The 12833-nt window shown below is 70.4% G+C and carries 12 protein-coding genes and 1 riboswitch; of the genes, 3 read left to right on the top strand and 9 right to left on the bottom strand.

Features of this window, described 5'->3' with window-relative positions; genetic code table 11:
- Positions 1-29: 29 nt before the first annotated feature.
- Both ACIQWR_RS28885 and ACIQWR_RS28880 read right to left on the bottom strand, forming a co-directional pair.
- The gene (locus tag ACIQWR_RS28885; protein WP_404015616.1) at positions 30-1394 is read right to left on the bottom strand and encodes an NYN domain-containing protein; all 1365 of its coding nucleotides are present in this window, start codon (positions 1392-1394) and stop codon (positions 30-32) included.
- Positions 1395-1438: 44 nt separating this feature from the next.
- Complete coding sequence (locus ACIQWR_RS28880) at positions 1439-1678, bottom strand: hypothetical protein (protein WP_351040472.1); 240 nt, start codon at positions 1676-1678, stop codon at positions 1439-1441.
- 173 nt (positions 1679-1851) lie between these two features.
- On the opposite strand from ACIQWR_RS28880, the gene ACIQWR_RS28875 reads away from it, so the two are divergent.
- Entirely contained in the window at positions 1852-2574 is a 723-nt protein-coding gene (locus ACIQWR_RS28875) for a rhomboid family intramembrane serine protease (RefSeq protein ID WP_404015343.1), read from the top strand.
- Positions 2571-2852, top strand: coding sequence for an Lrp/AsnC ligand binding domain-containing protein (locus tag ACIQWR_RS28870; RefSeq protein WP_352215145.1), 282 nt, complete (start codon positions 2571-2573; stop codon positions 2850-2852). The genes ACIQWR_RS28875 and ACIQWR_RS28870 overlap by 4 nt, the downstream gene beginning before the upstream one ends.
- A 671-nt stretch (positions 2853-3523) precedes the next feature.
- Here ACIQWR_RS28870 and ACIQWR_RS28865 read toward each other — a convergent pair.
- From ACIQWR_RS28865 to ACIQWR_RS28840, 6 genes are all read right to left on the bottom strand, one after another.
- Positions 3524-4927 carry an aminotransferase class V-fold PLP-dependent enzyme gene (locus ACIQWR_RS28865; RefSeq protein WP_404015340.1) on the bottom strand — a complete coding sequence of 468 codons (1404 nt, stop codon included), beginning with the start codon at positions 4925-4927 and terminating at the stop codon, positions 3524-3526.
- Between the two features lie 225 nt (positions 4928-5152).
- Positions 5153-5269, bottom strand: a riboswitch (SAM riboswitch).
- Between the two features lie 116 nt (positions 5270-5385).
- The gene (trpD, locus tag ACIQWR_RS28860; RefSeq protein WP_404015337.1) at positions 5386-6450 is read right to left on the bottom strand and encodes an anthranilate phosphoribosyltransferase; all 1065 of its coding nucleotides are present in this window, start codon (positions 6448-6450) and stop codon (positions 5386-5388) included.
- A 146-nt stretch (positions 6451-6596) separates the two neighbouring features.
- Positions 6597-8225 carry a cytochrome bc complex cytochrome b subunit gene (locus ACIQWR_RS28855; protein ID WP_404015334.1) on the bottom strand — a complete coding sequence of 543 codons (1629 nt, stop codon included), beginning with the start codon at positions 8223-8225 and terminating at the stop codon, positions 6597-6599.
- Positions 8222-9280: a Rieske 2Fe-2S domain-containing protein gene (locus ACIQWR_RS28850; protein WP_385780896.1), complete on the bottom strand. Its 1059-nt coding sequence runs from the start codon at positions 9278-9280 to the stop codon at positions 8222-8224. Before ACIQWR_RS28850 ends, ACIQWR_RS28855 begins: the two co-directional genes overlap by 4 nt.
- Positions 9277-10086 (bottom strand): c-type cytochrome, encoded by an 810-nt coding sequence (locus ACIQWR_RS28845; protein ID WP_404015330.1) that lies wholly within the window; start codon positions 10084-10086, stop codon positions 9277-9279. The genes ACIQWR_RS28850 and ACIQWR_RS28845 overlap by 4 nt, the downstream gene beginning before the upstream one ends.
- A gap of 76 nt (positions 10087-10162) precedes the next feature.
- Complete coding sequence (locus ACIQWR_RS28840) at positions 10163-10783, bottom strand: heme-copper oxidase subunit III (RefSeq protein ID WP_354383694.1); 621 nt, start codon at positions 10781-10783, stop codon at positions 10163-10165.
- Between the two features lie 176 nt (positions 10784-10959).
- Here ACIQWR_RS28840 and ACIQWR_RS28835 point away from each other — a divergent pair, with 176 nt between their 5' ends.
- Complete coding sequence (locus tag ACIQWR_RS28835) at positions 10960-11361, top strand: hypothetical protein (RefSeq protein WP_404015328.1); 402 nt, start codon at positions 10960-10962, stop codon at positions 11359-11361.
- Positions 11362-11508: 147 nt separating this feature from the next.
- Here ACIQWR_RS28835 and ACIQWR_RS28830 read toward each other — a convergent pair whose 3' ends face one another.
- Entirely contained in the window at positions 11509-12756 is a 1248-nt protein-coding gene (locus tag ACIQWR_RS28830; RefSeq protein WP_404015325.1) for an Ig-like domain-containing protein, read from the bottom strand.
- Positions 12757-12833: the final 77 nt, after the last annotated feature.

Here is a 12833-nt window from a genome sequence, read left to right as displayed (position 1 = left end):
CCCGACAAACAACCAATCACGGCCAGGAGTTACGAAACGCGCGAAAGCCGCTTCAGCAACAAGGCGGACGTCACCGGCCGCGCCCCCGCCTTGGCCACGCCGTCGGCGACCTCCCGGTCGGTGGAGACCACGACCACCGGCCGCCCCGGCGGCTCCGCGCGCACCAGCTGGCGGATCAACTCGTCCGCCGTGACGCCCGCCTTGGAGAACAGCACCCGGACCCCGCGCGGCGGCGCCAGCAGCACCGGCGCGGCCAGCTCGGCCCCGTCGAAGACGCACGTCATCTCGGCGCCGCTCTGGGCGGCCAACATCGACAGCCCGCCCAGCAGCCGCAGCCGCTGCTTCTCCAACGGCATCGTCGGATAGCCGGTCTTGGTGACGTTGTAGCCGTCCACCACCAGATGGGCCTGGGGCAGCGCCAGCAGCTGGTCCAGCAGCGCCGGATCCGTCTCCGACAGCGCCCGCGCCGCGATGTCCTTGGGGGTCATCCGGCCCGGCTCCACCGCCTCCACCGTGTCCGCCGGACGCGTCGAGACCGGCGGCAGCGCCAGCTCCCGGCGCAGCCCCTGGGCCGCGTCGAGCACCGTGTCGAGCAGCAGCCGCAGCCGCATGTCCTCGATGCTGCGGCCCTCGCGGGTGGCCCGGCGCGAGGTCTCCAGCGCCGACTCCACCTCCGCCAGCCGGGACTTGAGCCGCCGGGACTCGCTCTCGGCCGCCACCACCCGGGCGCCGGTCTCGCTGCGGATCCCGTCGATCTCGGCGATCACCTTGCGCAGGGCCGCCTCACCGCGCTTGACGTCGTTGAGGGCGCTGCGCAGCTTGCGCTGAAGCGATTCCGCTTCCTTGCGGGAGGCCTCCAGCTCGGTGCGCACCTGCTCGCCGCCGGTGCGCTGCTGCTCGCGCAGCTGCGCCAGCTCCTCACGCAGCCGCTCCAGCTCGCGCTGGGTCTCCTCGCCGACCCGCTCGGCGTCGGCGCGCTGCGCCTCCTCGCCGGCCGCGGCCACGAGCTTGACCCAACCCGCGGGCCGCAGGACGTACGCGGCGGCCGCCACGTCCAGCGGGTCCGCGGCCGCCGGCGGCGCGCCGGACTCCAGCGCGGCCGACAGCTCCGGCTGGGCCTCGCGCAGCTTCTCGGCGACCCGGCCGCGGAAGACGGCGTCCGTCTCCACGGCCGCCGCCATCGCGTTGCCCGCGAACTTCGCCCGCCGCGTGGGGGTGAACCGGGCGTACTGGCGCAACTGGCCCGGAAGGTCGGCGACCGTCAACCCGCCGAAGGCGTCCGAGACCAGCGCGACCACCCGGCGCCGCACGCCTTCGGGCAGCGGGCGGTCGAGCACCTCCGCGGCGTCGCCGGCCGCGTCGGCCGGCTCAGCGCCGCTTGCTGGCTCCACAATCCGTCACCCCTACCGTTACTTCTCGACCGCGGGCACCGGCTCCCTCAGGAGTCCGTACCCGGCCGGTCCACGAGTTCGATCTGGTCCACCGCGTTGCACCAGCGGCAGCGGACCGACTCGATGGTCTCATTGACCACCTCGCGTTCCTCGACCTTGGGCTCCCCGGCGAGGTCCAGGTGGACGTACTCCACGACCTTCGACGAACGGGTCACGTCGAACCGCGTGAGGTTGCCGCACAGCGTGCAGCGCCACCGGGTCGTCTCCGTCGGCAGGGGAACCGTCATCAGGCCGCTCACTCCTTCGTCGCTCTTTCAATTAAAGCGGTCCGCGCCTCTCGGCGGGACCGTGGTTCGTAACCCTACGGCCTGACGTCCCCCTCGCGTGGGGTGCAGTCCTCCATGCGAGACGCGGCGGGGCGAGCCGTCCCGATCCCTCCTCTTACGCCATGCTCTGTCCCATGAGCGCAAGGTGGCCGGCCGTCCGCGAGGTCACCCGCGGCCCGGTGGTGACGTACGCGCTGATCGCGGCCTGCGCGGTCGTCTTCATCCTGTCCCCCGCCTCGGGGATGAACCCGGTCTACGGCACCGGCGAGGACCTGGTGGCGACCGGGACGGCGTACTTCCGCCGCTGGGGCGTCGTACCGGACGAACTCTTCACCGGCACCCTGCGCGCGGCCCTCACCCCGCTGACCGCGCTCTTCGTCCACGGTGGCTGGCTGCACCTGCTGGGCAACTGCCTCTTCCTGTACGTCTTCGGCACGATGACCGAGGAACGCATGGGGCGCCTGCACTTCCTCGTCTTCTACACGACCACCGGCTACCTCGCCCTGGCCGCGTACGCGGCGGCCAACACCTCCTCCGACCAGACCCTGGTCGGCGCCTCCGGGGCCATCTCGGCCGTCCTGGGGGCCTTCCTGTGCCTCTTCCCCAAGGCCCGGGTCACCAGTCTCTTCCCGTTCCTCTTCTTCGTCCCGCTGCGCTTCCCCGCCTGGATCGTGCTGATGTTCTGGTTCGGCCTCCAGTGGCTGGCGGCGCAGCGCGCGGGGAGCGGGCCCGGGGTGGCCTACCTGGCCCACGTGGTGGGCTTCTCGCTCGGGTTCCTCTACGCGTGGGTGCGATATCGGCGTACGACTAGAGTGAGGCGACCAGCGACGGCCACCGAGGGAGACAGCCAGCCGTGATCACCGCGATCGTGCTCATCAAGACCAGCGTGGACCGCATCCCCGAGATCGCCGAGTCGATCGCCGCGCTGGACAACGTCAGCGAGGTCTACTCCGTCACGGGGACCTACGACCTGATCGCCCTCGTCCGGGTGCCGCGCCACGAGAACCTGGCGGACATCATCCCGGGCCGCATCAGCAAGATCCCGGGCGTGGAGGCGACGGACACCCACGTGGCGTTCCGCACGTACTCCCAGCACGACCTGGAAGCGGCGTTCGCGATCGGCCTCGACGCGTAACACCTAGCGGTGAGCCGGGGGGGGGCGTCTCCTCGGCTCGCGGGCTCGGCCCGGTCGGACCGCCTCAATCGCCGGCGGGGCTGAGGATGTCCACCCTTGACCGGGGTCGGGGTGGGTCAGGGTGGCGGTGCCGCGGCGGGGTGGGGTGTCTCCTCGGCTCGCGGCTGCGGCCCGGTCGGAGTCTGCGTCCGGTGGTGACCGCTCGTCCTGCGGGGACACCCCACCCCGTCACGACCCCACCACCCTGACGCGCGGCCACCGCGCGGGGCGCGGCCGGGACGGGGGCACGCAGGAGTGTCCCCGCAAGGACGAGCGGTCACCGCCGGACGCACTGTCCGACCGGGCCGCTGCCGCGAGCCGAGGAGACACTCGTGCGTGCCACCGGCCCGGACGCGGGCCCCCCCCCCCCCCCCCCCCCCCCCGGGGGCCCCCCCCCCCCCCCCCCCCCGGGGGGGGCCCCCCCCCCACCCCCGCCGCCCCCCCCCCCCCACCCCCCCCACCCCCCACACCCCCCCCCCCCCCCCCCCCACCCCCCCCCCCGCCCCCCCCCCCCCCCCCCCCCCGCCCCCCCCCCCCCCCCCCGCCCCCCCCCCCGCCCCGCCCCCGCCCCGCCCACCCCACCCCCGGTCAGGGGTGCACACCCCAGCCCCGCCGGCGTTTGAGGCGGACCGTCAGACGGCCGGGACGCAGCGGCCCTCTTCCGTCCGGTACGTCCACTGCGCACCCTGGGCCACCAGCTCCCGCACGGCCCCCACGAACCGCTCCACGTGCTCGTCGGGCGTACCCGCACCGAAGCTGACCCGGATCGCGTTCAGCGAGCGCTCGCCCGGCTCCGCCTCCGGCGCCCCGCACTCGCCCGGCTCCTGCGGCGCACTGCCCAGCAGCGTCCGCACCAGCGGGTGGGCGCAGAAGAGCCCGTCACGGACCCCGATGCCGTACTCGGCCGACAGCGCGGCGGCGAAGTGCGAGCTGTTCCACCCGTCCACCACGAAGGAGATGACGCCGACCCGCGGGGCGTCGTCGCCGAAGAGCGACAGGATCCGCACCGCCGGGACCTCGGCCAGGCCCTCGCGGACCTTGGCGATCAGGTGCTGCTCCCGGGCCACCAGGCTGTCGAAGCCGGCCTCGGTCAGCGCACGGCAGGCGGAGGCGATGGAGTAGACGCCGATGACGTTCGGCGAACCGGCCTCGTGGCGGGCCGCGGTGGTGTGCCACTCGACGTCCACGCCGCCGTCCTCGCGCCGCGCCACCTTGCGCGAGGCACCGCCGCCCGCGAGGTACGGCTCGGCCTCCTGGAGCCAGTCGGCCCGCCCGGCGAGCACGCCCGAGCCGAAGGGCGCGTACAGCTTGTGCCCGGAGAAGGCGACCCAGTCGACGTCCAGCTCCTGGACGGACACGGGGTGGTGCGGGGCGAGCTGGGCGGCGTCCAGGACGATCCGCGCGCCGTGGGCGTGCGCCGCGGCGGCCAGCTCCTTGACGGGCCACAGCTCACCGGTGACGTTGGACGCCCCGGTCACGCAGACCAGCGCCGGACCGTAGGGCTCGCGGTCGGCCAGCGCGCGCTCCAGCGTGGCGACGGCCTGGCCCGGGGTGCGCGGGGCGTTGAGGTAGGTGACCTGCGCGTCGCGCCAGGGCAGCAGCGAGGCGTGGTGCTCGGTCTCGAAGACGAAGACCTGGCAGTCGGCCGGGAGCACCTGGCCGAGGAGGTTCAGCGAGTCGGTGGTGGACCGGGTGAAGACGACCTGGTCGGTGGGGCGGCAGTCGAGGAACTCGGCGACCGTGGCCCGGCTCTGCTCGAAGAGGTCGGTGGAGAGCTGCGAGAGGTATCCGGCCCCGCGGTGCACGCTGCCGTAGTACGGGGCGTAGGCGGCCACGTCGTCCCAGACCCGCTGCAGGGCCGGCGCGCTGGCCGCGTAGTCCAGGGCCGCGTAGGTGACCTCGCCGCCGGTGACGAGCGGCACGGTGACGTCCCGGCCGAGCACCTGGAGCGGCTCGACACAAGCGGCGTCGCAGGCGGCGTCGGCGGTCGCGGTGGCGGTGGCAGCGGCAGCGGCGGTGTTCAGGGAAGCGGACATGGCGGAATCTCCCGGCAGGCAGGGGTGAATGGCTTCAAGGGGCCGTACGCGGCCGGGTGCGGCGGGGTACGGAAAGGCCCCGGGAGGAAGGGGTGGCGCCGGCGGTACCTGGGGGTACGCGGACAGGACCCTGTTTCCGGGGGTGAAGAAGGGGCGAGTCGCCCTATCGCATTCGCTTGCTCACGGAAAAAGCTCCTCGAGAGACCAGGACCCCTGGTGTCGAGGGATCCGCGCTTGCCGTAAGCCTCGCTGCCTACGGCCTGGTCATCACCCGGGGCACCCCGCCACGGAAGGAGGGTTGCCGGACAGCAAGCCGGGGCCTAAACGCTGTCACTCGTGACCTGGTCAGCATCCTGCCACAAGATCCGCCACGCACAAGCCCCGGTCCGCATGTCGGGACCGGGGCTTGGCGGAAAATCGCCGCTCGACGGGAGCCGTGCGGGCGGGCGCGCGGCCGTTCAGGCGTTGCTCGCCTTCACCCACCGCTCCAGGACGGCCTGGGCGGCGCCCGAGTCGATCGACTGCGCCGCGCGGGCCACACCCGCCGCCAGCTGCTCCTCCAGCGTGCCGCTGCCCGGGTCCAGGGCCACCAGGGCGGCCGCGGAGTTCAGCAGGACGGCGTCGCGCACCGGCCCGGTCTCCCCCGCCAGCAGGCGGCGGGCCACGTCCGCGTTGAACGCCGGGTCCGCGCCCCGCAGCGCGGAGACGTCCACCAGCGGGATGCCGATGTCGCGCGGGTCGAAGCCCAGCTCGGTGACCGCGCCGTCGCGCACCCACCACACCCGGGAGGTCGCCGTCGTGGTCAGTTCGTCGAAGCCGTCGTCGCCGCGGAAGACCAGCGCCGAGGAGCCCCGCTCGGCGAGCACGCCCGCGACGATGGGGGCCAGCCGGGCGTCGGCGACACCGGTCGCCTGGGCCCGTACCCGCGCGGGGTTGGTCAGCGGGCCCAGCGCGTTGAAGGTGGTGCGGATGCCCAGTTCCTTGCGGGCGGAGGCCGCGTGGCGCAGCGCCGGGTGGAACTTGACGGCGAAGCAGAAGGTGATGCCCGCCTCCTCGGCCACCTCGGCCACCCGCGCGGGGGTCAGTTCGAGGTTGACGCCCAACTTCTCCAGGACGTCCGAGGCGCCGCTGGAGGAGGACGCGGCGCGGTTGCCGTGCTTGACCACCTTGGCGCCCGTACCGGCGACCACGATCGCGGACATCGTCGAGATGTTGACCGTCTTGGCGCCGTCGCCACCGGTGCCGACGATGTCGACCGTGCGGCCGGGTACCTCGATCAGGTTGGCGTGTTCGTACATGGTCCGCACGAGGCCGCTGATCTCCGCGACGGTCTCGCCCTTGGCCCGCAGGGCGACCACGAAGCCCGCGATCTGGGCGTCGGTGGCCTCGCCGCTCATGATCCGGTCCATCGCCCACGCCGTGTCGTCCGCGCCGAGGTCGCGGCCGTCCAGCAGGGCGTCCAGTACGCCCGGCCAGGTACGGGCCGCCACGCTGTCGCCGCCTGCCGGGGTCACAACGTTCATGGTCCGCTCCTGATGGGTCCACAGTCGATGGGTGAGGCCCCAGCCTATCCAGCCGGAGCGGACGGCAAAGAGCCCCGTCCAGTGACTGGACGGGGCTCTTGCCGTGGCGACGCGAAGACTGACCGGAATCAGTCCGTCATGCGGAGTCAGTGGTGGCCGTGGCCGCTCTGGATCTCCTTGTACTCCTCAGCCGTGGGCTTCGGGATCTGGTTGTTCTCGCCGTAGAAGCCCTTGCTCAGCTTCGCGCGGAGCTTCTCCAGACCCTTCACCTTGCGCTCGACACCGTTCTCGTCGACCGTCGGGCCGATCTCGACCGGCTTGTACTGCTCGTACGAGGTGAGCGTGTGCAGCTTGCCCTGCGAGAGCGGCTCGTGGACCTCGACGAACTCACCGTGCGGCAGGCGCTTGATGATGCCGGTCTCGCGACCGTGCAGCACCTTGTCCCGGTCCCGGCGCTGGAGGCCGAGGCAGATCCGCTTGGTGGCGATGAAGGCGAGGACCGGGACGGCGAAGAAGCCGATCCGGACGAACCAGGTGATCGAGTTGATCGACAGGTGGAAGTACTGGGCGAACATGTCGTTGCCGCCGCCGACGAGGAGCACGATGTACTCCGCGATCCAGGCGACACCGAAGGCCGTCCGGGTCGGGACGTTGCGCGGGCGGTCCAGGATGTGGTGCTCGCGCTTGTCCCCGGTGACCCAAGACTCGATGAACGGGTAGACCGCGATCGAGCACAGCACCAGCGGGAAGAGCAGCAGCGGGATGAAGACGCCCAGGACCAGCGTGTGGCCCCAGAGGTTGATCTCCCAGCCCGGCATCGCGCGGATGAGGCCTTCCGGCATGCCCATGTACCAGTCGGGCTGCGCACCGGTGGACACGTGGTCCGGGCGGTACGGGCCGAGCGCCCAGATCGGGTTGATCGAGGCGATCGCCGCGATGGCCGCGATGACACCGAAGACCAGGAAGAAGAAGCCTCCGGCCTTGGCCATGTAGACCGGCAGCAGCGGCATGCCGACGACGTTGTTGTTCGTCTTGCCGGGGCCCGCGAACTGGGTGTGCTTGTGGTAGAAGACCAGGATCAGGTGGGCCACCAGCAGGCCCATCATGATGCCCGGCAGCAGCAGGATGTGCACCGAGTAGAAGCGCGCGACGAAGTCGCCGCCCGGGAACTCCCCGCCGAACAGGAACATCGACAGGTACGTGCCGACGACCGGGACGGACAGGATGGCGCCCTGCATGAAGCGGACACCGGTGCCCGAGAGCAGGTCGTCCGGCAGCGAGTAACCGGTGAAACCGGTGAACATGCCGAGGAACAGCAGCAGGAAGCCGAAGACCCAGTTGACCTCACGCGGCTTGCGGAACGCACCGGTGAAGAACACGCGCATCATGTGCACGACCATCGCGGCGACGAAGATCAGCGCCGCCCAGTGGTGGATCTGGCGGATCAGCAGACCGCCGCGCACGTCGAAGCTGATGTCCAGGGTCGAGGCGAAGGCCTCGGACATCTGGACGCCCTGCATCGGCACGTACGAGCCGTGGTACACGACCTCGTTCATGCTCGGGTGGAAGAACAGCGTCAGGTACACACCCGTGAGGATGATGATGATGAAGCTGTAGAGGCAGATCTCACCGAGCATGAAGGACCAGTGGTCCGGGAAGATCTTGCGCATGTTCGCCTTGGCGAGGCTGTAGATGCCCAGGCGACCGTCCGCCCAGTCGGCTACGCGCTCACCGGCAGGCGCTTTGCGCTCCGTCGTTTCAGTGGCAGTGCTCATCCGCGCTCCCAGAATGCAGGACCGACGGGCTCTTCGAAGTCGCCGTGCGCCTCGAGGAAGCCTTCGGCATTCACGCCGATCCGCAGCTGCGGAAGCGCGTGGCCGGCCGGGCCGAAGATGACACGGGCGCCGTCGGAGAGGTCGAAGGTGGACTGGTGGCACGGGCAGAGCACGTGGTGGGTCTGCTGCTCGTACAGGCTGATCGGGCAGCCGACGTGGGTGCAGATCTTCGAGTAGGCCACGATGCCCTCGTGGGACCACTCCAGCTCCTGCTTGTCCTTGATGTCCTCCGGCTTGATGCGGACGATCATCAGGGCAGCCTTGGCGATCTGCGTCTGGAAGTCGTGCTGGTCCTCCTCCAGGCCCTCGGGCCGGGCGAAGGTCAGCGAGCCGACGATGACGTCCTCGGGACGCAGCGGCTCGTTGGTGTTGTCGTTGATGAGCAGCTTGCCCTTGGCCCACAGCGTCTTGCGGAGCTTGTCCTCGGGCAGCGGACCCAGGTCGCGCAGGATCACGACGGCGGAGAGCGGCAGCATGGCCAGCGCGCCCAGCATCGTGTTGCGGATCAGGGGGCGCCGGCCGATGGCCGACTCCTTGGCGCCGTCGGCGAAGTCCTGCAGGACCTGCGCCTTGACCTCCGCCGGAGCGGCGATCTCGTGACGCTCGGCGGCGACCTCGACGTCGGACATCAGGGTGCGGGCCCAGTGGACCGCTCCCGCGCCGATGCAGAAGAGCGCCGTGCCCAGGGTCATGCCGAGGGCGAAGTTGAGCGCGCTCACCTTCCCGATGGGGAAGATGTACACGATCTTGTCGACCGGCAGGGTCACGTACGAGGCGATGAAGCCGACCGTGGCCAGCATCGACAGCGTGAACAGCATCGCGACCGTGCGCTCGGAGCGCTTGGCCGCCCGCTCGTCGATGTCCTGGATACGGGGCTTGTGGGCCGGCAGGCCCGGGTCGGCGAACGGGTCGTCCGCCAGCGCTACGCCACCGTGGTGCGCGTCGCCCTGCTCGCTCGGCAGGTGCTTCTCTTCGGGAATGTCTTGGCTACTCATGACTTCTTGGCCTTAGCGGTGTGGGCCGCGACCCAGACGGCGACAGCGATCAGCGCACCCAGTCCGAAGATCCAGCCGAAGAGACCCTCGGAAACGGGGCCGAGGCCACCGAGCTTGAGCCCACCGGGGCTGGTCGACTTCTCGCCGTTCACGTTCTGGAGGTACGCGATGATGTCCTTCTTCTGCTTCTCCGGCATGGTGCTGTCCGGGAAGGAGGGCATGTTCTGCGGGCCGGTGAGCATGGCCTCGTAGATGTGCTTCGGCTCGACGCCCTCAAGGTTCGGGGCGTACTTGCCGTGCGTCAGCGCGCCGCCCTCACCGGTGAAGTTGTGGCACTGCGCGCAGTTGTTGCGGAACAGCTCACCACCTGCGGCGATGTCGGCGCCCGCCGGGTCGTACTGCTTCTCGGTCGGCGTGATCGGACCGGCACCGAGGGACGCGATGTACGCGGCCAGCTGGTCGGTCTGCGCCTGGGAGTAGATGACGGGCTTCTTCGGCACCTGCGCGCCGGGCTGCTGGGCGGGCATACGGCCCGTGCTCACCTGGAAGTCGACGGCTGCGGCGCCGACGCCCACCAGGCTCGGGCCGTCAGAGGAACCCTGACCGCCGGTTCCGTGGCAGCTTGCGCAGCCCACGGCGTAGAGCTTCTTGCCCTCCTCGATGGCGAGGGACTGGGAGGTTTCGTCTGCCTGCGCGTCGCCCGCGGGCGCGAAGGCGGCGTACAGCCCCCCAGTGACCGCCAGTGCGAAGAGTAGAACGACGATCGCCGCCAGCGGATGGCGTCGTCGTGCGGAGAGCTTTTTCACGGATTACCCCGGTGTCAGGATCTTCTGCGTCGGTGTGTCTGGATGGAGTGCCGGGCCCGGCCCGGCGACGTGTTCGCTACTTGATCAGGTAGATCGTGGCGAAGAGGCCGATCCAGACGACATCGACGAAGTGCCAGTAGTAGGACACGACGATGGCCGACGTGGCCTGTTCGTGGGTGAACCTCTTGGCCGCGTACGTCCGGCCGAGGACCAGGAGGAAGGCGATGAGGCCGCCCGTCACGTGCAGCCCGTGGAAGCCGGTGGTCAGGTAGAACACCGAGCCGTACGGGTCTGACGAGAGACTCAGGCCGTCCTTCTTGACCAGCTCGGTGTACTCGAACACCTGCCCGCCAATGAAGAACGCACCCATCACGAACGTGATGATGAACCACGTCCTGAGCTTCTTCACGTCACCGCGCTCGGCGGCGAATACGCCGAGCTGGCAGGTGAGCGAGGAAAGCACCAGGACCGTGGTGTTCGTCGCCGAGAAGGGCAGATTCAAGGCCTCGGCCTGTTCTGCCCAATGCTCGGCGCCCATCACCGATCGCAGGGTGAAGTACATCGCGAAGAGGGCCGCGAAGAACATCAGCTCGGAACTCAACCAGATGATCGTTCCGACGCTGACGAGGTTCGGCCTGTTGACCGTCGGGTGCGCGTGCCCGGTATCTACTGTCGTTGCTGTCGCCACGACCGACATTATGTCGGTCGCTTATCCCGCCCTCACCCCGGGGGGTGCCGTTCGGAGTGTCCGGGGCGTGTGCAAGGCCCGAACGGCCCATCGGAGGCCCCTGCGAACCGATGTTGACAGGGTGTCGGACGGAGTAGCATCCGCGACATCATCAACGTGATTCATGTGACACGTGGAGGAACGAAATGCGGGCGACTGCGCGGGTTCTGCTCTACAGCGATGACGCCAACACCCGGGAGCAGGTGCGGCTGGCGTCCGGGCGCAGGCCCGCAGCGGACCTGCCGCCGGTGGAGTTCCTGGAGTGCGCCACCATGGACGCCGTCCTGAAGGAGCTGGACGCGGGCGGCATCGACGCCTGCGTGTTGGACGGCGAGGCCGTACCGGCCGGGGGCATGGGCGTGTGCCGCCAGATCAAGGACGAGATCTTCCGGTGTCCCCCGGTGCTGCTGCTGATCGGGCGCCCGCAGGACGCCTGGCTGGCCACCTGGAGCCGCGCCGACCGCGCGGTGACGCTGCCGGTCGACCCGGTGGACTTCCCCGAGGCCCTGGCGGACGTGCTGCGCTCGCGCCTGTCCCTGAACGCCTGAGCACCCGAGCGCCCGCAAACGGGCCCGCTCGGGCCGGGAGATCGCACAGCGGCCCCTGGAAGCCGTCCTACGGGCTTCCAGGGGCCGCTGTGTCGCTCGTGGCGCCGGTCGGGCTCTCAGGGGCGTCCCGCGGGATCCGACGGTGCCTCAGACCTGCGGGCGCAGCCGGGCCGCGTCGACGGGACTGCGGCCGTCCTGGGTGCCCTTGAGGAGGGCGCTGCCTTCGCGCCACTCCTTCCATTCGAGGTTCCAGTCGCCGTATCCGTTGCCGAAGGGGTCCATGTCGTCGCCGATGCTGTTGATCACCCGGACGATGTCGCCCTCGCTGATGTTCTCGTAGAACCAGGCGGCGTTGCCGGTGCTCATGCCGGTGCAGCCGTGGCTGACGTTCTCGTAGCCCTGGGAGCCGACGGACCACGGCGCGGCGTGCACGTATTCACCGCTCCAGGTCACCCGGGTGGCGTAGTACACCGGGAGGTTGTAGTACTCGCTGCCGCCGATGCCGACGGTGTCGCCGCGCATCTGGACGAAGTACTGCTTGCCCAGCACGACCTTGACGCCGTTGCGGGTGGAGAAGCCGGGCTTTCCGGTGGTGACCGGAATGGTGTTGATCACTTCTCCGTTGCGCTTGAAGGTCAGGTAGTGCGAGGAGGCGTCCGTGGTGACCTCGACCCGGTCGCCGATCTCCAGCTTGAGGGAGCCCGCGGCGGCGCCGTAGAGCCCGTCCGCGATCTTGATGCCCTCCAGGTTGCTCCGTACGGAGACCTCGGTGTTGGCGGGCCAGTAGTCCTTGGGCCGGAAGTGCAGCTTCTTGTCGTCCACCCAGTGCCAGGCGCCCTGGACGTTGCCCGCGGACTCCACGACCAGGCCGCGCTCGATGACGGCGCGGGCGGCCTTGTCCTTGACCGGTTCGGTGAGCTCGGCCGTCAGGGGTTGGCCGACGCCGTATTTGCCCGCCTCCGGGCCGAATTCGATGTGGACGACCTTCTTGGCCGGGGTGGTCTCGAAGTTCAGCGTGCGCTGACCCTGGGCGCCGCGCTCGTCCTCCGTGCCGACGGTGACGGTGTAACGGACGCCCGCGGCCATCGGCGCGGTGCTGTGCCAGCGGTCGCCCTTGGCGGAGAGCTCGCCGGCGAGGTGACGGCCGTGGGTGTCGACGGCGCTCACGTCCGTGATCCGGCCGTCGCCCTTCTTGGCGGTGACTTCGAGCGGGCGGTCGGGGTCGACCGGCCGGCCGCCCGACGCCTGATTGAAGGCGACCTCGTCGCCCGCGTCGTAGGGGCGGGCGGACAGCGGGTTGTTGTCGCCGGACCCGCATGCGGTGGCGCCGGCCCCGAGGGACGCGACCAGCAGGGAGCAGCCGACTACCGTCCAAAGACGCGGTGAGTGGTTCATGAGTCCACGCTATGAAGATATGACTATTACGGCGCGCGGGGTGCATGCAAACGAGGGGCCCGGACACCTCTTGACGA

Source organism: Streptomyces sp. NPDC098789 (genome assembly GCF_044759975.1).
In the GTDB taxonomy this organism is placed as follows: Bacteria; Actinomycetota; Actinomycetes; order Streptomycetales; family Streptomycetaceae; genus Streptomyces.
This window is presented reverse-complemented; position numbering and strand designations above follow the sequence as displayed.

Excerpts from the sequence above, each read along its gene's own strand:
- ACIQWR_RS28830 (WP_404015325.1), bottom strand. The coding sequence starts at position 12,756 with ATGAACCACTCACCGCGTCTTTGGACGGTAGTCGGCTGCTCCCTGCTG.
- ACIQWR_RS28880 (WP_351040472.1), bottom strand. The coding sequence starts at position 1,678 with ATGACGGTTCCCCTGCCGACGGAGACGACCCGGTGGCGCTGCACGCTG.
- ACIQWR_RS28835 (WP_404015328.1), top strand. The coding sequence starts at position 10,960 with ATGCGGGCGACTGCGCGGGTTCTGCTCTACAGCGATGACGCCAACACC.
- ACIQWR_RS28855 (WP_404015334.1), bottom strand. The coding sequence starts at position 8,225 with ATGAGCACTGCCACTGAAACGACGGAGCGCAAAGCGCCTGCCGGTGAG.
- ACIQWR_RS28850 (WP_385780896.1), bottom strand. The coding sequence starts at position 9,280 with ATGAGTAGCCAAGACATTCCCGAAGAGAAGCACCTGCCGAGCGAGCAG.
- ACIQWR_RS28840 (WP_354383694.1), bottom strand. The coding sequence starts at position 10,783 with ATGTCGGTCGTGGCGACAGCAACGACAGTAGATACCGGGCACGCGCAC.
- ACIQWR_RS28865 (WP_404015340.1), bottom strand. The coding sequence starts at position 4,927 with ATGTCCGCTTCCCTGAACACCGCCGCTGCCGCTGCCACCGCCACCGCG.
- trpD (WP_404015337.1), bottom strand. The coding sequence starts at position 6,450 with ATGAACGTTGTGACCCCGGCAGGCGGCGACAGCGTGGCGGCCCGTACC.
- ACIQWR_RS28875 (WP_404015343.1), top strand. The coding sequence starts at position 1,852 with ATGAGCGCAAGGTGGCCGGCCGTCCGCGAGGTCACCCGCGGCCCGGTG.